An 18,006-nucleotide genomic window follows, 5' to 3' on the forward strand; every position below is an offset into this window, starting at 1 on the left:
GTCCGGCACATCACGTGCCGGGCGCCCTTTGTCGTGCCGGGAACCCACGCGGGCATGCTGCTCGCCCTCGCGGGCGTCATGGCCACCGACACCGGCACCGCGGTCGCCGCGCCGCCGCCCGGCGCCTGCACCCAGTGGTGCAACAACCCGCCGGCGGGCGTGACCCAGCAGAACTGGAACTGGGCGGTCGAGGCGGCGGACTTCTGGGCCAACCACTGGGCGGACACCACCACCTCCTCCTGGTACGGCGGGCGCTCCTACTACCGCCTCGACCAGTGGGCCGGCCGCGGCTGGCCCGGCCAGACCTTCGGAAACCGCTGGTACGCCTTCCTCGACTGCCTCCGCGACACCACGCCGACCGTCGCCCCCCCCAATCCCCCGGCGACCGCCCCGCACCGCCCACGGCGGTCGTCGTCCGGGAGGCCGGTGACCTCCTCGCCGACGAGCCGGACAACGTGCTGGGCGTCCTCGCCCTCGTCCTCGCCGACGCCGCCGACGCGGGCGGCGACACACCACGACTGCTGCTCCTCCTCGACGACACCCCGGCCCGCCTGGCCGACCTGTCCCACCGCATGACCCGGGCGGGAGGCCCGCCCATCCCCTCCCCCGCATCTCCCTGACAGCGCCCCTGATCCCCGCCCGGCATGCTCAAGGCAAAGGTTTCCGGGGCCCGTTGAGTCCCTTACGTCCCTCGTCGACACTGTGATCACGTGGCTCACAACGGGCCGTACGACGTGAGGGGGGCGGAGCGGTATGAACCGACCGATACCAGGGACCGTGCAGGTCGCGGTGCGGCACATTCTCAGCGACCAGGTCTCCGGCGGGATCTTCCGGCCGAGGACGCGCACCATCACCTGGCGCGACAGTCCGTTCCGGGTCCGGCGTCCGCAGTCGGGCCGGCACACCGTGGAACTCACCTGCCCGGTCTGCGACACCTCCCTGCTGGCCGAGGTGGCCGACCAGGCCAGGACCCGCCGGACGGCGGTCCTGTGCCTCGTCCTCGCGGCGGTCTGCGCGGTCGTGCTGGTCGCCGCCCTCGGCTACGCCTTCCACGAGGGCGGGCGGACCCTCCCCGAGGGCCAGTCGCTGCCCGTCCTCTTCCCGGTCAGCGTGATCGCCGTGTTCGTGACGTTCGTGGCCGGTCCCGTGCTCTACCTCGCCGGCCGCAACCACAACGGCGTCAGCCTGCTCGGCCCGTGGCGCGAGCGCCGGGTGCACCAGATCAAACCGGTGCGGGGCGGCTGACCGGCGGCCGGCACACCCCGCCGACGGTCACGCCGCCGTACAGCTCACACTCGGCGCACCCCCGCCCCCGGGCGCGCCCCCGAACCCGAAGCTCGCCGAACCGCCCGCCGGAACAGCCCCGTTGTGCGAGGCGTTCACGGCGGTCACGGTCGAGCCGGTCTGGGTGTACGAGGCGTTCCACATGGACGTGACCTGCTGGGAGCCGCTGAAGGTCCAGGTGACCTTCCAGGACGAGAGGGCGCTCGTCCCGGTGTTGGTCACCTTCACGTCGGCGTTGAAGCCGCCGCCCCAGTCGCTGCTGACGGTGTAGGCGGCGGTACAGGCAGCCGTACTCCCGCCGCCACCACTGCCACCGCCGTCGTCTCCGCCGCCGGTGCTCGGGAAGCCGGCCGCCTTGACGGTCGCCAGATACCCGTCCTTCACCGTGTCCACGGTCTGCCAGTCGTCCTTCAGGATCCCCCCGGTGTCACCGGAGTTGGGGTTCCAGGACCAGAAGGTCCAGGAGAACGAGTCCGCGCCGTACGTCGATGTCGGCCGGAGGTAACTCACCAGCGCCGCAAGCCACTTCTGGTCCACCGTCGACGCCAGCGTGGTGCCGAACTCGCCCACCCACACCGGCGCGATGTTCTGCTTGAAGATGTAGCCCCAGTACTTGTCCCAGATCCCCGGCATGTTCGCGGGGAACGTCGGATCGCTGAACCAGCTCTGCTGGGCGACGCTCGTGGCGTAGTCGTGGGCGGAGTACACGACCCGGTTCGCCACGTCGAGTTGCACCGGGTACTGCGCGACCCCCATCAGGTTGCCGCCCCACCAGCCGGAGACGCCGTTGAAGGACTGCACGCCCTCGACGAAGATCAGCAGGGCGGAGTTGACGGACAGGACCGCGTTGCCGGCCCGCTGCGCGGCCAGCCGCCAGTCCGTGGCCGTGTCCCCGCAGCCCCAACAGGCGGGATCGTGGGGCTCGTTGTGCAGGTCGATGCCGACGACCGTGTCCTGGCCCTTGTAACGGGCCGCGAGGGACTTGAGGTTGGCGATCCACGTCGACTCCGGGACCGCCGCCGTGTACCAGAGCGCGGACTGACCGCCCGAGTCCGGACGGTGCCGGTCGAGGATGACCTTCAGGCCGTCCTGACCCGCGTACGCCACCAACTTGTCCAGTACGCCGAGTGAGTTGAGGCCTTGCAGATCGGCGTTCTTGCCGCTGCTGAAGTCGATGCTGTTGGGGACGGTCGAGCTCTTGAAGATGTCGTCGCTGTAGGGGATGCGGATCGTGTTGTAGCCCAGCGACTTCATCTGGTCGATCATGCTCTTGTAGTCGCGCGACCAGAGGCCGTGGACGACGTAGTTGCCGGTCTCGAAGCCGAACCAGTTGATCCCGGCGACCCGGACCGGCTGCCCGGCCGCGTCCAGGATCTGCCGGCCACTGGTGTGCCAGTAACCGGCCCCGGCCGCGTCCGCCGCGACCGCCTTCGTCGTACCGGTGGCCTTCGTGGTGTCGGTCGCCTGGGCCGTCTGCGCGACGGCCCCCAGCGGTATCAGGAGCGCGGCGGCAACCGCGCACAGCGCTCTTCGCAAGCTGCGGAACATCTCGCTGCTTCCTCTCGGGGGGGGGCGAGGGGGGAGGCGCGGGGCCCGGAACAAACGTGGGAGCGCTCCCACACGCCGCGCTCCCCCAGGAAACCGACACACCATGACCACGTCAAGGAGGCTGACAAAGGAGGCTTGCAGGGGATGCAAGAGGAAGCCCGGTGGAAGGCGGGAGGAAGCCCGGTGGAAGGCCGGAGGAAGCCCGGTGGAAGGCCGGTGGAAGGCCAGAGGAAGGCCGGTGGAAGGGCCCGGCTCAGCTTCGGCGTGTGCGGCGGCGCAGGCCGAAGACGGCGGCCGCGACCCCGGCGACGGCGAGCGCCCCGAACGTGACGCCCCCGCCGGACGAGGAGCCGCCACCCCCGCCCGAAGCACTCGAACTCCCGCCCCCCGAAGGCGACTTGGCAGCGCCCGACGAAGCCGCCCCGGCAGGCGCGTCCTCCGCCACCACCGCACTCCCGGCGCCCTCGCTGCCGTACATGAGCTTGGTGCCGTCGGCCGAGTAGCTGACGGACTCCCCCTGCCCCTGCAACGGCACCTGGAGCCGCCCCGCGCGCTTGATCTTCCCGCCGTTCCAGTCGTAGGAGATGCCGCCGAAGTAGCCGCGCACGGCGAGTTGGCTGCCGTCCGGGGAGAACGCGGCGTCGGTGGCCCACAGGTCGACGGCGGCGACGGGCCGGAAGACGTTCGTCCCGGAGGCGGAGAGGGTGGCCGGGCCTTCGTAGAGGTGCCCGCCCTCCTCCTTCTTGTCGATGATGTAGACGCGCCCGGTCTTGGGGTGCACGAGGAGCGACTCGGCGTCGCGCGCGCCGTCGGAGTACTTGACGACGTACTGCGTGGCCTTGATCGTCTGGTCGACGAGTTTCTTCGGCTCGGGCAGCCGGTAGATCCACACGTACTTCCAGGTCCCGCCGAGGTTGTCGCCGATGTCGCCGACCCAGATCTCGTTGTCCGGGCCGATCGAGATGGCCTCGACGTCGCGCGGGGTGCCGATGCCGGTGAGGGTGAGCCGGGCGACGGTCTTCCCGGTCGCGCTGTCGACGGCGTACAGGTAGGGGCCGTCGTCGCTGTCGTTGTGCGTCCAGTAGACGCCCGGGTGCAGGCGCGAGGCGGCGAGCCCGCTGGACTCGGTGATGCGCGGATCCGCGATGGTGAACCCCTTGTCGCCGTCGGCCGCGACCGCGACGGACGCGGCGGGCCCGACGAGCACGGCGAGCACTCCCGAGAGAACGCCTCCCGAGAGAACGGCTGCGGTGAGGAGGGCTCCGGCTCGGACGGCGAAAGGTCGGCGCATGCCCTCAAGCGTGCCATCCCGCCCGGCGGTTCACGTGCTCATGCCCGTGGCCGGTCTCACACGCCCCCGATCGCGGTGATCGTTTCCCGATCCCGCATCATGAGCGGATGCTCAGGTTCATGCCCGTAGGCGACTCGATGACGATCGGCAGCACGGGCGACCACACCTGGCGTCACCGCATGTGGCAACACCTGTGCGGGACGTACGGCGGCCCGTTCACCCTCGTCGGCCCCCGCGAGACGCTCTACGACAAGACGACGGACACCGCCACCTCGTACGCGTACGCCGACCCCGACTTCCCGCGCGGCCATCTGGCCGGCTGGGGCGAGGGCTGGCAGCACATGGTCCCGCTGATCGGCGAGGCGGCCCGCAGGTCGAAGGCGGACATCCTGCTGGTCTCCCTTGGCCTGATCGACCTGGGCTTCTACACCAACGCCGAGCAGACGGCGGCGAACGCCCGCGCCTTCGTGGCGGAGGCCCGCGCGGCGCGGCCGCGGATACGGATGGTGTGGCTCCCGGTGATCCCGAACATCCGCGCCGCGAACGACGAGCCCTTCGCCACCGAGGTCGCCCGCTTCAACGAGCTGCTCGCGAAGACGGCCGCCGACCTGGACGAACCGGCCTCCCCCATCCTCCTGGCCTCGATCCCGCAGACCTGGGACATCGACACCGACACCTACGACGGCACCCACCCGAACGCCGCCGGCGAACACCAACTGGCGGGTGCCTTCGCGGCGGCCATGTACCAGGGGTGGGAGCTGGGCGGGGAGTACGAGCGCCCGGCGTGACCCTGTCGCCGTGCGTATCGTTGTACTGCGTGGCCGCACTCGTGCGAGGCGGCCGGGGAGGAGCGCCAGGATGACCGGCCTCGAAGACAGGATCGCGATGGCCGACGCCAATACCCAGCGCCTGGACGAGTGGTTCGCGCGGCTGGAGCGGATGCCCGTCCCCGAAGGATTCAGGGTCGAGATCGTCGGGGGCAACGTCCACATGACACCGCAGCGGGACACGCACTGGTGCATCATCCGCCGGATCGTACGGCCCATCGAAGACAGGTTCGGAATGGATGTCCGGGTCTTCTCGGACGTCCGCATCGACTTCCCGGGCCATGAGAACGGCTTCTGCCCGGACGTCGCCAAGCTCAGCGACTCGGCGAAGAAGGACGACGAAGGCCGCTGGCGGTACCAGGACGTCGAGTTCGTCGCCGAGGTCATCTCCGAGGGCACCGCCGCCAACGACTACGGCCCGAAGAAGACCGCCTACGCCGTCGCCGAGGTCCCCGTCTATGTCATCGCCGATCCCTACCAGGGGCGGTGCTACGTCCACACCGAGCCCAAGGACGGCGACTACCTCAGCAGGAAGCGCGTCGACTTCGGCACCGACATCGACCTCACCGCCACCGTCGTCGGCCTCACCCTCAAGACCGACGACTTCCCCCGCGACTGACAGTCAGCCTGCCGCCGTCAGGCCTGCTGACCGTCAGGCCGTGGCTCAGAACATCGTGTTGTCGTTCGCCGACGTCGCCGGGACGTCCTGGAGCACGTCCCAGTGTTCGACGATCTTGCCGTCGCGGACACGGAAGAGGTCGACGACCGCCTGGCCGCGCTCGCCCGGCGCGTTGACGTAGTGGCTGTGGACGGCGACCAGGTCGCCCTCGGCGATGACGCGCTTGGGGGAGACCGACAGGTGGGGGAACGCCTCGAAGTAGCCGCCGAGTCCCGCCTTCACGCCCGCCACGCCGTCGGCGATGGTGGGGTTGTGCTGGTGGTACTCGGCGCCCCAGTAGCGGTCCACCGCTGACAGGTCCTTGCGCACCAGGAGCTGGTCGAAGGCCTTGGTGACCAGCTCCTTGTTGTACGCGGTGAGCCAGGCGGGGCCGGGCCGGGAGGTCTGCGGGCTGCTGACCGTGGAGAACATGTCGTTGCCGTTGGCGGAGGTGGCCGGGACGTCCTGGCCGGCGTCCCAGTGCTCGGCGATCTTCCCGCCCTGGAACCGGAAGATGTCGAAGACGGCCTGGCCGCGGGTCCCTGGCGTGACCACGACGTTCGAGTGGACGAGGACCAGGTCGCCCTCGGAGATGAGCCGCTTGACGTCGTACTTCGCGTCGGGGAACTGCTGGTGCAGGCCCACGCCCAGTTGCTTCAGGGTCTCCGAGCCGTTCGGGGCGAGCGGGTTGTGCTGGATGTAGTCGGGCCGGACGAAGTCGTCGACGACCTTGGTGTCACCCTGCTCGAACACGCCCTTGAGGACCCGTACGGCCACGGCCTTCTGGTAGGCGAGGCGCACGCCGTCGCCGTAGCCGTGGCCCACGGCACGAGGTGCGGAGTGGGGGGTGGTCGGAGCGGCGGCCACGGCGGCGGGTACGGCCGCCGTGCCCAGCAGGGCGGTCGCGGCGAGCGCGGCCAGGAGGACTCGGCGTGCGGGCGTGGTGGGGGTCACGGTGTTCCTGTCTCCAGAATCTTGAGAGTTCAAGCTTTCACTTCCCACAGGAAAGCACTAACTTTGAGTTAGCGTCAAGAAATTGTTGCTTGGAGCGCACTCCACGGCGTTGGCTTGGGAGTCATGGAGTACACGCAGCTCGGACGTACCGGACTCAAGGTCAGCCGCCTCGTCCTCGGCACCATGAACTTCGGCCCGCAGACCGACGAGGCCGACAGCCACGCGATCATGGACGCGGCGCTCGGCGCGGGCATCAACTTCTTCGACACGGCCAATGTCTACGGCTGGGGTGAGAACAAGGGCCGTACCGAGGAGATCATCGGGAACTGGTTCGCGAAGGGCGGCGAGCGGCGCGACAAGGTCGTCCTCGCCACCAAGGTGTACGCCAACATGGCCGCCGAGGGCGATGCCTGGCCGAACCACGACAAGCTCTCCGCCGTCAACATCCGGCGCGCGGTCGACGCGTCGCTGAAGCGGCTGCGCACCGACCACATCGACCTCTACCAGTTCCACCACATCGACCGCGCCACGCCCTTCGAGGAGATCTGGCAGGCGGTCGACACCCTCGTCCAGCAGGGCAAGATCCTGTACGCCGGGTCGTCCAACTTCCCCGGCTACAAGATCGCCCAGGCCAACGAGGTCGCCGCCAGGCGCGGGACGTTCGGCCTGGTCAGCGAGCAGTGCCTGTACAACCTGGCCGAGCGGCGCGCCGAGATGGAGATCATCCCGGCCGCGCAGGAGTACGGCCTCGGGGTCATCCCCTGGTCGCCGCTGCACGGCGGTCTGCTGGGCGGCGTCATCAAGAAGGAGATCGAGGGCGGGCGCCGGGCGAGCGGCCGGGCCGCCGACACCCTCGCCGACCCCGCCGCACGGGCCCGGATCCAGGCCTACGAGGACCTCCTCGACAAGCACGGCATCGAGCCCGGCGAAGCCGCCCTGGCCTGGCTGCTGACCCGGCCCGGCGTCACCGGCCCGATCGTCGGCCCGCGCACCGCCGAGCAGCTCGACTCCGCCCTGCGGGCCGTGGAGCTGAAGCTGTCGGACGAGCTGCTGACCGGCCTCGACGAGATCTTCCCCGGCCCGGGCCCGTCCCCGGAGGCCTTCGCCTGGTAGGCCACTGGGCCACCAAGGCGCAGCTCAGCACGGTGGGGCGCGGTGGCGGGCGGGGGGCGTCGGGTTATTTCCCGGCCACCGCCGCCACCGCGACCACCACGAACATCAGCACTAGCGCACCGGCCATGATCCGGTTCCGGGTCTTCGGGTCCACACGTCGAGACTAACGGGCCCCGCCGAGCGCCCAACGCCCGACCGGCTCGTAACGCGGCTGCTCCCCCGCGACCCCGGACCTCGGCAGGTTGCTGCGGACCAGCACCAGTTCCCCGACCGTCCAGGTGCGGCCCTCGAAGGCGGCCAGCGCCTCGACGTACGACCGCACGTCCGCCGCTTCCCGGCTGCGGGCCAGCGTCAGGTGGGCCTGGTAGCGGCGGTGCTCCCCGGTCTCCAGGCCCGCCTTGCGCGCCGCCGCCTCCGCGCGGTCGGCCAGCAGCCGCAGGGCGGGCACGTCCCCGGCCGCCCCGGCCCACAGCGCCCGCCCGTGCCCGAACTGTCCCCCGCCCCGCACCGCCAGCGCGAAGGGCGCGTGCCGGTGCGCGGCCCGCTCCAGCCGCGCCGACAGCTCCGGTACGAGGTCGTCGTCGACCTCTCCGTAGAAGGCGAGGGTGAAGTGCCAGCCGGGCCGGCCGGTCCAGCGCAGCCCGTCCGCACCGGGCAGCTTGCGCAACTCCGTTACCGCGGCGGTGAGTTCATGGGCGACGTCCTCCGGGGGCAGTACGGCGGCGAAGAGTCTCATACCCCCGATTTTCCCGGCAGGCGGAGCCGGGCGCCCGGCATTATGGGCGGCATGCGGATCACCGAGATCACGATCAGGGACGGCGGGCCCGACGACATCCCCCTGATACTCGCCATGCTCGACAGCAGCGTGGAGTGGCTGGTCGCGCAGGGGCGCACCCGGCAGTGGGGGACGAAGCCGCTGTCGGAGCACGCGAGGACGGTGGAGTCGGTCGGCCGGTACATGGCGGAGGGCGACGTGTTCATCGCCGAGGCCGACGGCGTGCCGGCCGCCACCCTCACCCTCACCGACGCGCCCGGCGCCTACCTCGCCCACCTCCCGCCGCCCGGCGAGCCCGAGCGGTACATCCACTGGCTGGCCTCCGACCGCCGTTTCAAGGGCCACGGCGTGGGCGGCGCGCTGCTGGCGCACGCCGCCGAGGCGACCCGGCGGGCGGGCGTCTCCCTGCTCCGGGTGGACTGCTACGCGGGCGACGACGGCAAACTCGTCGCCTACTACGAGGCCAACGGGTTCACCGCGACCGAGCCGTACACGGCGAACGGCGACTGGCCGGGGCAGGTGCTGGCCCGGAGGGTGTGAGCGCACGGGCACCCTCCGGGCACGCGGTTCCCTACCCCGCCGGGGCCAGCTCGCGCTCCCCGTTCTCGTCCTCGCGCTCGCCGCTCTCGCCGCCCTCCCGTGGGACGAACCGCACCCGTGGGTGTCCGTGGTGCCAGCCCACGGTCAGGCGCAGGCCGCCGACGCGGGCCAGGACCAGACCGACGGTGAGGGCGGCGACCGCCGCGATCACGCCGCCGACCGCGAGGCCCGCCCGGACGCCGTACGCGTCCGTGATCCAGCCGGCGATCGGCGCGCCCACCGGCGAGCCGCCCAGGAACACCATCATGTAGAGGGCCATCACACGGCCCCGCATGGCGGGGTCGGTGCCCATCTGGATGGTGGTGTTCGCGGTGACGTTGACCGTCATGCCGAACATCCCGATCGGGGCCATGAGCAGGGCGAACAGCCACAGCGAGGGGGCGCCCGCCGCGACGATCTCCATCGCGCCGAAGGCCACCGCCGCGGCGATCATCACCCGCATCCGGGCCGTGCCGCGGCGGGCCGCCAGCAGGGCGCCGCCCAGCGAGCCGACCGCCATCAGTGTGTTGAAGAGGCTGTAGGCGCCGGCGCCCGCGTGGAAGACGTCGTCGGCGAAGGCGGAGAGGTAGACGGGGAAGTTGAAGCCGAAGGTGCCGATGAAACCGACCAGGACGATGGTCCAGATCAGGTCCGGCCGCCCGGCGACATACCGCAGCCCCTCGCGCAACTGGCCCTTGCCGCGCGGCGCGCGCTCGACGGCGTGCAGGTCGCGGGCGCGCATCAGCAGCAGCCCGGCGATCGGCGCGACGAAGGACAGCCCGTTGGCGAGGAACGCCCAGCCGGTGCCCACGCCGGTGATCATCAGACCGGCGACGGCGGGGCCGACGAGACGGGCGGACTGGAAGTTGGCGGAGTTGAGACTGACCGCGTTCTGTAGTTGGTCGGGGCCGACCATCTCGGAGACGAAGGACTGGCGGGCCGGGTTGTCGACGACGGTCGCGAGCCCGACGGCGAAGGCGGCCACGTACACGTGCCACACCTCGACGTGCCCGCTGAGGGTCAGGGCGGCCAGCGCGATGCCGGTGACGGCCATCGCGGACTGCGTGAACAGCAGCGCGCGGCGCTTGGGGAGCCGGTCGACGAGGACGCCGCCGTAGAGGCCGAAGAGGAGCATCGGCAGGAACTGGAGGGCCGTCGTGACGCCGACGGCGGTCGCGGAGCCGGTGAGGCTGAGGACCAGCCAGTCCTGGGCGATGCGCTGCATCCAGGTGCCGATGTTGGAGACGACCTGGCCGGCGAAGAACAGCCGGTAGTTCCTGACCTTCAGCGAGCTGAACATCGAGGACGTGCGGGCGGGTGTGGGGGTGGGCGGGGAGTCGTGGGCGGCAGGTGCGGGGGCGGAGTCTGCTCCGGGTCCCGAACTCAAAAAGGTTCGCCTCCTCTTGAACTGCTGGACTGCTGAACTGACTGAACTGCCGGGCCGGCAGGGTCGGTTACAGGTGGGCGAGTTTCTCCAGTACGGGGGCGGCGGCGCGCAGTTTCACCCACTCGTCCTCGTCGAGGCCGTCGACCAGGGTGGTCAGGAAGGCGTTCCGCTTGGCGCGGCTCTCCGCGAGCATGGCCTCGGCCTGTTCGGTCTTCGTGACGACCTTCTGGCGCCGGTCGTCGGGGTGCGGCTCCAGCCGGACCAGGCCCTTGGCCTCCAGGAGGGCCACGATGCGGGTCATCGAGGGCGGCTGCACATGCTCCTTGCGGGCGAGCTCCCCGGGGGTGGCCTTGCCGCAGAGGGAGAGGGTGCCGAGCACCGACATCTCGGTCGGGCTCAGCGACTCGTCGACGCGCTGGTGCTTGAGCCGACGGGACAGCCGCATCACGGCGGATCGCAGGGAGTTCACGGCGGCCGTGTCGTCGCCTTGGCTTAGGTCAGGCATCTCTTTAGCGTAACTCATTACTCTCGCTAAACAAGCCGGGGGTTGCCGGGATTCCCGAGACTCCGGCCACGGAAACCCCGTCGTCACTCGAACGAGTGATTCGGCAGCGGAAAGTGATCGAAGTGCGGTACGCGCCCGCGACCCTCGTCTCATGGGGACCAGTGTGCTCAGCCTGCGGATAGACGAGGAGCTGCTCGAGCGGCTCCGGCAGCATGCCGCGAAACGCGGAATGAGCGTCCAGGACTATGTCGTCCAGACGCTCATTCGCGATGACTTCGACGAGCGGTTCCAGACCGCCGTCGAGGAGACGGAGAAGTTCTACGGGCTCACGTGAGCGGCCTCCCGGAGGGGTGCTCCGAGGGGGCGCGGCTCACGTCAGGCCGAGGGCCGGCATCAGGTAGTAGAAGGCGAAGACGGCGGAGACCACGTACATCGGCACCGGGACGTCCCGGCCGCGCCCGGCCGCCAGGCGCAGCACCACGAAGGTGATGAAGCCCATGCCGATGCCGTTGGTGATCGAGTAGGTGAACGGCATCATCACCATCGTGATGAAGGCCGGGACGGCGATGGTGTGGTCGGACCAGTCGATCTCCTTGACCGAGCCGGCCAGGATCAGGTAGCCCACCGCGAGCAGCGCCGGGGTGGCCGCCTGGGACGGGACCATCGTGGCGACGGGCGTGAGGAACAGCGCCACGGCGAAGAGGCCGCCGGTGACCAGGTTCGCGAAGCCGGTGCGGGCGCCCTCGCCGACGCCGGCGGTGGACTCCACGAAGCAGGTGGTGGCCGACGAGGAGCTGGCGCCGCCCGCCGCGACGGCGATGCCGTCGACGAAGAGGACCTTGTTGATGCCGGGCATCTCGCCCTTGGCGTCGGTCAGCTTCGCCTCGTCGGAGACGCCCATGATCGTGCCCATCGCGTCGAAGAAGCACGACAGCAGGACGGTGAAGACGAAGAGGACGCCGGTCAGCACACCGACCTTGCCGAACCCGCCGAACAGGCTGAAGTCGCCGATGAGCCCGAAGTCGGGGGAGGCGACGGGGTTGCCGGGCCACTTGGGGGTGGTGAGGCCCCAGGAGGGGATCGCGGCGACGGCGTCGACGACCAGCGCGAGGACGGTCATGGCGACGATCGAGATCAGGATCGCGCCGGGCACCTTGCGGGTGATCAGCGCCAGCGTGAGCAGGGCGCCGACGACGAAGACGAGGACCGGCCAGCCGTCGAGGTGGCCGTCGGCGCCGAGCTGGAGCGGGACGGTGGTGTGGGCGGCGTCCGGGATGCGGCTGACGAAGCCGGAGTCGACGAGCCCGATCAGCATGATGAACAGGCCGATACCGATCGAGATCGCCTTGCGCAGACCGAACGGCACCGCGTTCATCACGCGCTCGCGCAGCCCGGTGGCGACCAGCAGCATCACCACGAGACCGGCCAGCACGACCATGCCCATGGCGTCCGGCCAGGACATGCGGGGTGCGAGCTGGAGGGCGACCACCGAGTTCACGCCGAGGCCGGCGGCCAGCGCGATGGGCACGTTGCCGATCACCCCCATGAGGAGGGTGGTGAAGGCGGCCGTCACACAGGTGGCGGTGACCAGTTGACCGTGATCGAGCTGGTGACCGTACATGTCCTTCGCGCTGCCGAGGATGATCGGGTTCAGCACGATGATGTACGCCATGGCGAAGAAGGTGGCGAAACCGCCCCGGATCTCGCGCGGCAGGGTGCTGCCCCGCTCGGAGATGCGGAAGTAGCGGTCGAGGGCGCCGTGAGCGGGGCTGGACATGTTTTTGGCGTTTCCTACGAAGAGAAGCGGTCAGGCATAAACCGTTTCAGTATGAACGTATGCCGTTCGAATCAGCCATCTCCGCGCGTAGACCCGGGGGGATCCGACCGTTTCACCAGGCCTCGTAAGCTGTGCCCATGGCCGCGTTCTTCTCGGGACCCACCAAGCACGAGGCGCCGGAGCCCCTGGAGGGCCCCGTCGTCGCCACCATCACCGGCGGCACGATCCTCTGGTTCGTCCTCTTCCTCCTCCAGCTCCCCTTCTACGGCACGCTGGACGACCACGGTCATCTGTGGTGGCTGTGGACCTGCCTCGCGGGGGCCGGGCTCGGGCTGATCGGCATCTGGTACGTCCGCAGGCGGGACGCGGCCATCAAGCGGGCGATCGCCGCCGAGCCCCGGTAGCGGGCGCCGCCGAGCCCGCCACCTCGTCGGTCAGGGGAGGCCCCGTCAGGGGAGGCCCAGTACCGTCGACTCATGGCCCACACCGACGCACCAGCCTCCGTGCCGGCGACGGCGACCGGTCTGACCGCCGCCGAGGTCGCGGACCGCGTCGCGCGCGGTCAGGTGAACGACGTACCCGTGCGCAGCAGCCGCTCGGTCGGCGAGATCGTCCGGGCGAACGTGTTCACCCGGTTCAACGCGATCATCGGCGTCCTGTGGGTGGTCATGCTGGCCGTCGCGCCCATCCAGGACGGCCTGTTCGGGTTCGTGATCCTCGCCAACACCGGGATCGGCATCATCCAGGAGTGGCGGGCGAAGCAGACCCTGGACTCCCTCGCGGTCGTCGGCGAGGCCCGCCCCACCGTCCGCCGCGACGGCACGGCGACCGAGGTCACCACCGCCGCGCTCGTCCTGGACGACGTCATCGAGATCGGGCCCGGGGACAAGATCGCCGTGGACGGGGAGTGCGTCGAGGCGGACGGGCTGGAGATCGACGAGTCGCTGCTCACCGGCGAGGCCGACCCCGTCGTGAAGCGGCCGGGCGACCCGGTCATGTCGGGCAGTTTCGTGGTGGCGGGCGGCGGCGCGTTCCGGGCCACGAAGGTCGGCCGCGAGGCCTACGCCGCCCAGCTCGCCGAAGAGGCGTCACGCTTCACGCTCGTCCACTCCGAGCTGCGCTCCGGCATCTCCACGATCCTCAAGTACGTGACGTGGATGATGATCCCGGCCGCGATCGGCCTGGTCGTCACGCAACTGTTCGTGAAGAACAACGGCTTCAAGGACTCGGTCGCGCGCACCATCGGCGGCATCGTCCCGATGGTCCCGGAGGGGCTGGTGCTGCTCACCTCCGTCGCCTTCGCGATCGGCGTCATCCGGCTTGGCCGAAAACAGTGCCTGGTGCAGGAGCTGCCGGCGATCGAGGGCCTCGCCCGCGTCGACACCGTCTGCCTGGACAAGACCGGCACCCTCACCGAGGGCGGCATGGACGTCACCGAGCTGAGGATGCTCGACGGCTTCGACGAGTCGTACGTACGGCAGGCGCTGGGCGCGCTCGGGGAGTCCGACCCGCGGCCGAACGCCTCCCTGAAGGCGATCATCGACGCCTATCCGGACGTCGAGGAGTGGCGCTGCACCGAGTCGCTGCCGTTTTCCTCCGCCCGCAAGTACAGCGGGGCCAGCTTCAGCGAGGGCAACGGGGAGATCAACACCTGGCTGCTGGGAGCGCCGGACGTGCTGCTGGCCGACGGCGCGCCCGCCCTCGCGGAGACCGGGCGGCTCAACGAGCAGGGCCTGCGGGTGCTGCTGCTGGCCCGCGCCGCCCGCGACCTCGACGATCCCGAGCCCGCGCGCGGTGCCCGGCCCGCCGCGCTCGTCGTCCTCGAACAGCGGCTGCGGCCCGACGCCGCCGACACGCTGCGCTACTTCGCCGCGCAGGACGTCCGCGCGAAGGTCATCTCCGGCGACAACGCGGTGTCGGTGGGCGCGGTGGCCGCGAAGCTGGGGCTGGACGGCCGTACGGTCGACGCGCGCCAACTGCCCGCCGAGCGGGCCGACATGGGGCGGGCGCTGGACGAGGGCACGGTGTTCGGGCGGGTCACCCCGCAGCAGAAGCGGGACATGGTCGGCGCGCTCCAGTCCCGGGGGCACACGGTGGCGATGACGGGGGACGGCGTCAACGACGTGCTCGCGCTGAAGGACGCCGACATCGGCGTGGCGATGGGGTCGGGCTCCGAGGCCACCCGGGCGGTCGCGCAGATCGTGCTGCTGAACAACAGCTTCGCGACGCTGCCGTCGGTGGTGGCGGAGGGCCGGCGGGTCATCGGCAACATCACCCGGGTGGCGACCCTGTTCCTGGTGAAGACGGTCTACTCGGTGCTGCTGGCCCTGCTGGTGGTGTGCTGGCAGGTCGAATACCCCTTCCTGCCACGCCACTTGACCCTGCTCTCCACCCTCACCATCGGCATCCCGGCCTTCTTCCTCGCCCTCGCCCCCAACACCGAACGGGCCCGCCCGCACTTCGTACGGCGCGTGATGCGGTACTCGGTCCCGGGCGGGGTCATCGCGGGCGTCGCCACCTTCGTGACGTATCTGACGGCACGTCACTACTACGTGGGCAAGGGCTCGTTGGACGCCGAGACCAGCGCGGCGACGCTCACCCTGTTCCTGGTGTCGATGTGGGTCCTGGCGATCGTCGCCCGCCCGTACACCTGGTGGCGGATCCTGCTGGTGGCGTCGATGGGCGCGGCGTTCCTGGTGGTCCTGATCGTCCCGTCGCTCCAGGACTTCTTCGCCCTGAAGCTGGTCGGTACGACGATGCCGTGGATCGCGGTGGGGGTGGCGGGGGTGGCGGCGGTCGCCCTGGAACTGACCTGGAAATGGGTCGACCGCCGCTCCCCCGCCTGACTGCTTGCTTCAGGTCGGCTTACTTCACGTCGACGAAGTCGCCCACGGCGCTGATCGCCGGGGTCGTCGTGGTGCCGGCGAAGGTGTAGCGGTAGGTGCCGTCGACGGACGCCGTGACGGTGGTCTTCAGGGTGCCGGTCGAGCTCGTCTTGACGGTCTTGACCGTGGTGTAGGTGGTGCTGCCCTTCTTCTTGAACTGCAGCTTCACCGGCATGGCCGCGTAACCGGCGTACTTGTTGGTGTCCCAGTTGGCACGGCTCAGCTTGCCCGTGACCGTGATGGTCTTGCCCTTCATCACCGGCTCCGGCGCGGCGTTGACCGTCAACTGCGCCTGGCGCTGGACGTTGACCGCGCCCAGGTTGCTCTGGAGCGTGAAGTCGTCGTCCGAGGTGACGTCCTTGGGGAGGGCGAGGGCGCCCACCTTCCAGGTGCCGGCGTCGCTGTTGGCCAGGTCGTCGAAGTCGGTGGAGACGGTCGGCCGGAACTCGATCTTGGCCGTGCACTTGAGGACCGTCGTGGAGGACGCGGTGCAGGTGCCCGGGTTGTCACCGCTGAGCACGTCGGAGTCCAGGGTGAGCTTGGTGCCCCGGTAGAGCACCGGGCCGCTGTCGAAGGAGCTCGCGCTGAGGCTCGCGGGCTTCGTCACCGTGTACGTGGCGGAGACGGTCACCTTGGCCGTGGGGCCGACCACGACGGCCTTGCCCGCGTTCACCTTCACGTTGGAGAAGGTGACGTTCGGCGCGGCCGACGGCGCGGCCTGCGCGGCCGGGACGGCGAGGGCGGAGAGAGCGAGGGCGCCGGAGGAGGCGACCACAAGGGCGCGTATGCGCATGTGTGTTCCTTGAGGCAGGTCGTACGAAGGAAATGAAGAAAGAAGAGGGGTGAAGGGGGGTGAAGCGGGGGCTACTTCACGTCGACGAAGTCGCCGGCCGCGTTGACCGCCGGGGACGTCGTGGTGCCGACGAAGATGTAGCGGTAGTAGCCGTCCACACCGGCCTTGACGGTGGTGGACAGGCCGCCGGTGGCGGTGGTCTTGACGGACTTCACCGTGCTGTAGGTGGTGGAGTCCTTCTTGCGGAACTGAAGCTGGGCGTAGACCCCGGCGTAACCGGTGTACTTGTTGGTGTCCCAGTTGGCGCGGGTCAGCTTGCCCGTGACCGTGATGGTCTTGCCCTTCTTCACCGGCTCCGGCGCGGCGTTGACCGTCAACTGCGTCTGGCGCTGGAGCTTGACGGTGGCGAGGGAGTCGGCCTCGGTGTAGCCGACCTTGCTCCAGTCGATGCTGTCGGCGTCCCGGTCGACGTCGTTCCAGTCCATGATGAAGCCGACGGCCTTCCACGTGGCGGCGTCGGCGTTGGCCAGCTCATCACCCGGGTAGATGTCGATGGTGCTCTTGCACGTGGCGACGGTGGCCGTGGTGTTGGTGCAGACCGGCCAGTCGTCGCCGATCAGCAGGTTGTCCGACTCGTCGAAGTCGCCGCGGTAGATGAACAGGTCCAGCTCGGTGTCCTGCGCCGTGACGTCGACACCCGCGCCGTGCGTCACCTTGAAGCTGACCGGCACGGTGACCTTGCCGCCGGTGCCCGCGACGACCGGCTTACCGTTGTTGATCTTCACGCCGGTGAACTTGGCGTCCAGCGGGTACGGCGTACCGGTGTCGGCGGGCGCCGAACCGGTGAAGGCCGTCTTCCCCGAGATGGCCGCGTGCACAGCCTTCAGGGTGTCGACGGTGTGGTGCGAGTCTTTACCGACGGCCTGCGCGGCCGGCACGGCGAGAGCGGAGAGAGCCAGGGCGCCGGTGACGGCGGCCACGGTGGCACGGATGCGCATGCAATCCCCCGGTGGAGAATGGACCCGATTGCCCGAGTCGCCCTGCGGCTCGTCATCGGACAGGGTCCAAGTGATCGTGGAGCCTGTTGGCTCATGAAGGAAGATCCGTGCCGCATGTGAATGGTTGTACCGAGTGAGGGTGATTCTCTGACGGTTTTTCGGAGGAGGTCCTCTCGGGTTCTAGGAGGCAAGTGAACGACAACGCGCTCATCGAGGCGATCCGTGACACGCCTGAAGGGTTCGGACTGAACGGCGCCTACTACCCGACTGCCATGATCCTCACGGGAATCGACGTCGGCAGGTCAGGCGGGCTGCTGCGGGGCTTCAGGGAGTGGCTGGTCGTCCGCGCGGACGAGTGCAACGGCCTCCAGTGGCATCAGCTCGTCCTCCTGGACCTGTTCCCCGACATGAGGCTCCAGGGCTGGAAGAACCCGGAGCACCTGACCCCGGACCAGCACCGCCAAGCCGTGGACCACCTCTTCTCACTCGTCCTCGAATTCCTGGACGTACGGAACAATCCGCGAGAGCTGGGCCGCATGTACACGCGGCACGAAACGATGTACGCGCACATCGAGGGCTAGCGGGAACAGCCGGAACCAGCGACGGCCGCCCCACCAGGAATGCTCCGGTGG

The 18,006-nt window shown here is 69.8% G+C and carries 19 protein-coding genes; 10 read left to right on the forward strand and 9 right to left on the reverse strand.

Annotated elements, in window-relative coordinates:
• Positions 1 to 33: 33 nt before the first annotated feature.
• On the forward strand, positions 34 to 576 hold the full coding sequence (locus BMZ82_RS40210; RefSeq protein WP_143098854.1) for a hypothetical protein: 543 nt from the start codon (positions 34 to 36) through the stop codon (positions 574 to 576).
• 177 nt (positions 577 to 753) lie between these two features.
• Positions 754 to 1,245, forward strand: coding sequence for a hypothetical protein (locus tag BMZ82_RS13705; RefSeq protein WP_093775308.1), 492 nt, complete (start codon positions 754 to 756; stop codon positions 1,243 to 1,245).
• Positions 1,246 to 1,272: 27 nt separating this feature from the next.
• On the opposite strand, the gene BMZ82_RS13710 is transcribed toward BMZ82_RS13705, so the two are convergent.
• Positions 1,273 to 2,832, reverse strand: a complete 1,560-nt coding sequence (locus BMZ82_RS13710; RefSeq protein ID WP_093775310.1) for a cellulase family glycosylhydrolase — start codon at positions 2,830 to 2,832, stop codon at positions 1,273 to 1,275.
• A gap of 253 nt (positions 2,833 to 3,085) precedes the next feature.
• Positions 3,086 to 4,123 carry a TolB-like translocation protein gene (locus tag BMZ82_RS13715; protein WP_093775312.1) on the reverse strand — a complete coding sequence of 346 codons (1,038 nt, stop codon included), beginning with the start codon at positions 4,121 to 4,123 and terminating at the stop codon, positions 3,086 to 3,088.
• A 107-nt stretch (positions 4,124 to 4,230) separates the two neighbouring features.
• On the opposite strand from BMZ82_RS13715, the gene BMZ82_RS13720 reads away from it, so the two are divergent.
• Both BMZ82_RS13720 and BMZ82_RS13725 read left to right on the forward strand, forming a co-directional pair.
• On the forward strand, positions 4,231 to 4,911 hold the full coding sequence (locus tag BMZ82_RS13720) for a GDSL-type esterase/lipase family protein (RefSeq protein ID WP_093775314.1): 681 nt from the start codon (positions 4,231 to 4,233) through the stop codon (positions 4,909 to 4,911).
• A gap of 70 nt (positions 4,912 to 4,981) precedes the next feature.
• The gene (locus BMZ82_RS13725) at positions 4,982 to 5,569 is read left to right on the forward strand and encodes a Uma2 family endonuclease (protein WP_093775316.1); all 588 of its coding nucleotides are present in this window, start codon (positions 4,982 to 4,984) and stop codon (positions 5,567 to 5,569) included.
• Positions 5,570 to 5,614: 45 nt separating this feature from the next.
• On the opposite strand, the gene BMZ82_RS13730 is transcribed toward BMZ82_RS13725, so the two are convergent.
• Positions 5,615 to 6,562 carry a nuclear transport factor 2 family protein gene (locus BMZ82_RS13730; protein WP_093775318.1) on the reverse strand — a complete coding sequence of 316 codons (948 nt, stop codon included), beginning with the start codon at positions 6,560 to 6,562 and terminating at the stop codon, positions 5,615 to 5,617.
• 123 nt (positions 6,563 to 6,685) lie between these two features.
• On the opposite strand from BMZ82_RS13730, the gene BMZ82_RS13735 reads away from it, so the two are divergent.
• Positions 6,686 to 7,675 (forward strand): aldo/keto reductase, encoded by a 990-nt coding sequence (locus BMZ82_RS13735; RefSeq protein WP_093775320.1) that lies wholly within the window; start codon positions 6,686 to 6,688, stop codon positions 7,673 to 7,675.
• A 163-nt stretch (positions 7,676 to 7,838) separates the two neighbouring features.
• Here the strand turns inward: BMZ82_RS13735 and thpR are convergent, their stop codons facing one another.
• Positions 7,839 to 8,411 (reverse strand): RNA 2',3'-cyclic phosphodiesterase, encoded by a 573-nt coding sequence (gene thpR / locus BMZ82_RS13740; RefSeq protein ID WP_093775322.1) that lies wholly within the window; start codon positions 8,409 to 8,411, stop codon positions 7,839 to 7,841.
• Between the two features lie 51 nt (positions 8,412 to 8,462).
• On the opposite strand from thpR, the gene BMZ82_RS13745 reads away from it, so the two are divergent.
• On the forward strand, positions 8,463 to 8,990 hold the full coding sequence (locus BMZ82_RS13745) for a GNAT family N-acetyltransferase (protein WP_093775464.1): 528 nt from the start codon (positions 8,463 to 8,465) through the stop codon (positions 8,988 to 8,990).
• 31 nt (positions 8,991 to 9,021) lie between these two features.
• Here the strand turns inward: BMZ82_RS13745 and BMZ82_RS13750 are convergent, their stop codons facing one another.
• Both BMZ82_RS13750 and BMZ82_RS13755 read right to left on the reverse strand, forming a co-directional pair.
• Complete coding sequence (locus BMZ82_RS13750) at positions 9,022 to 10,416, reverse strand: MFS transporter (protein WP_093775324.1); 1,395 nt, start codon at positions 10,414 to 10,416, stop codon at positions 9,022 to 9,024.
• A 67-nt stretch (positions 10,417 to 10,483) separates the two neighbouring features.
• Positions 10,484 to 10,921, reverse strand: coding sequence for a MarR family winged helix-turn-helix transcriptional regulator (locus BMZ82_RS13755; RefSeq protein WP_093775326.1), 438 nt, complete (start codon positions 10,919 to 10,921; stop codon positions 10,484 to 10,486).
• 151 nt (positions 10,922 to 11,072) lie between these two features.
• Here BMZ82_RS13755 and BMZ82_RS13760 point away from each other — a divergent pair, with 151 nt between their 5' ends.
• On the forward strand, positions 11,073 to 11,255 hold the full coding sequence (locus BMZ82_RS13760) for a CopG family antitoxin (RefSeq protein WP_020130247.1): 183 nt from the start codon (positions 11,073 to 11,075) through the stop codon (positions 11,253 to 11,255).
• 36 nt (positions 11,256 to 11,291) lie between these two features.
• On the opposite strand, the gene BMZ82_RS13765 is transcribed toward BMZ82_RS13760, so the two are convergent.
• Positions 11,292 to 12,698, reverse strand: coding sequence for an NCS2 family permease (locus BMZ82_RS13765; protein ID WP_093775328.1), 1,407 nt, complete (start codon positions 12,696 to 12,698; stop codon positions 11,292 to 11,294).
• A gap of 137 nt (positions 12,699 to 12,835) precedes the next feature.
• On the opposite strand from BMZ82_RS13765, the gene BMZ82_RS13770 reads away from it, so the two are divergent.
• The gene (locus BMZ82_RS13770; RefSeq protein ID WP_093775330.1) at positions 12,836 to 13,102 is read left to right on the forward strand and encodes a DUF2530 domain-containing protein; all 267 of its coding nucleotides are present in this window, start codon (positions 12,836 to 12,838) and stop codon (positions 13,100 to 13,102) included.
• 72 nt (positions 13,103 to 13,174) lie between these two features.
• On the forward strand, positions 13,175 to 15,544 hold the full coding sequence (locus tag BMZ82_RS13775) for an HAD-IC family P-type ATPase (protein ID WP_093775332.1): 2,370 nt from the start codon (positions 13,175 to 13,177) through the stop codon (positions 15,542 to 15,544).
• A gap of 19 nt (positions 15,545 to 15,563) precedes the next feature.
• Here BMZ82_RS13775 and BMZ82_RS13780 read toward each other — a convergent pair whose 3' ends face one another.
• Entirely contained in the window at positions 15,564 to 16,376 is an 813-nt protein-coding gene (locus tag BMZ82_RS13780) for a hypothetical protein (protein ID WP_093775336.1), read from the reverse strand.
• A 71-nt stretch (positions 16,377 to 16,447) separates the two neighbouring features.
• Positions 16,448 to 17,374 carry a hypothetical protein gene (locus BMZ82_RS13785; RefSeq protein ID WP_093775338.1) on the reverse strand — a complete coding sequence of 309 codons (927 nt, stop codon included), beginning with the start codon at positions 17,372 to 17,374 and terminating at the stop codon, positions 16,448 to 16,450.
• 191 nt (positions 17,375 to 17,565) lie between these two features.
• Here BMZ82_RS13785 and BMZ82_RS13790 point away from each other — a divergent pair, with 191 nt between their 5' ends.
• The gene (locus BMZ82_RS13790; RefSeq protein ID WP_093775340.1) at positions 17,566 to 17,955 is read left to right on the forward strand and encodes a hypothetical protein; all 390 of its coding nucleotides are present in this window, start codon (positions 17,566 to 17,568) and stop codon (positions 17,953 to 17,955) included.
• Positions 17,956 to 18,006: the final 51 nt, after the last annotated feature.

Source organism: Streptomyces sp. yr375, from assembly GCF_900110755.1.
Classification (GTDB): domain Bacteria; phylum Actinomycetota; class Actinomycetes; order Streptomycetales; family Streptomycetaceae; genus Streptomyces.

Bases quoted from the DNA above. Each gene is read 5' to 3' on its own strand.
- BMZ82_RS13760 (WP_020130247.1), top strand. From the start codon at position 11,073: ATGGGGACCAGTGTGCTCAGCCTGCGGATAGACGAGGAGCTGCTCGAG.
- BMZ82_RS13705 (WP_093775308.1), top strand. From the start codon at position 754: ATGAACCGACCGATACCAGGGACCGTGCAGGTCGCGGTGCGGCACATT.
- BMZ82_RS13755 (WP_093775326.1), bottom strand. From the start codon at position 10,921: ATGCCTGACCTAAGCCAAGGCGACGACACGGCCGCCGTGAACTCCCTG.
- BMZ82_RS13715 (WP_093775312.1), bottom strand. From the start codon at position 4,123: ATGCGCCGACCTTTCGCCGTCCGAGCCGGAGCCCTCCTCACCGCAGCC.
- BMZ82_RS13770 (WP_093775330.1), top strand. From the start codon at position 12,836: ATGGCCGCGTTCTTCTCGGGACCCACCAAGCACGAGGCGCCGGAGCCC.
- BMZ82_RS13735 (WP_093775320.1), top strand. From the start codon at position 6,686: ATGGAGTACACGCAGCTCGGACGTACCGGACTCAAGGTCAGCCGCCTC.
- BMZ82_RS13780 (WP_093775336.1), bottom strand. From the start codon at position 16,376: ATGCGCATACGCGCCCTTGTGGTCGCCTCCTCCGGCGCCCTCGCTCTC.
- BMZ82_RS13765 (WP_093775328.1), bottom strand. From the start codon at position 12,698: ATGTCCAGCCCCGCTCACGGCGCCCTCGACCGCTACTTCCGCATCTCC.
- BMZ82_RS13725 (WP_093775316.1), top strand. From the start codon at position 4,982: ATGACCGGCCTCGAAGACAGGATCGCGATGGCCGACGCCAATACCCAG.
- BMZ82_RS13710 (WP_093775310.1), bottom strand. From the start codon at position 2,832: ATGTTCCGCAGCTTGCGAAGAGCGCTGTGCGCGGTTGCCGCCGCGCTC.
- BMZ82_RS13785 (WP_093775338.1), bottom strand. From the start codon at position 17,374: ATGCGCATCCGTGCCACCGTGGCCGCCGTCACCGGCGCCCTGGCTCTC.
- BMZ82_RS13775 (WP_093775332.1), top strand. From the start codon at position 13,175: ATGGCCCACACCGACGCACCAGCCTCCGTGCCGGCGACGGCGACCGGT.
- thpR (WP_093775322.1), bottom strand. From the start codon at position 8,411: ATGAGACTCTTCGCCGCCGTACTGCCCCCGGAGGACGTCGCCCATGAA.
- BMZ82_RS13745 (WP_093775464.1), top strand. From the start codon at position 8,463: ATGCGGATCACCGAGATCACGATCAGGGACGGCGGGCCCGACGACATC.
- BMZ82_RS13720 (WP_093775314.1), top strand. From the start codon at position 4,231: ATGCTCAGGTTCATGCCCGTAGGCGACTCGATGACGATCGGCAGCACG.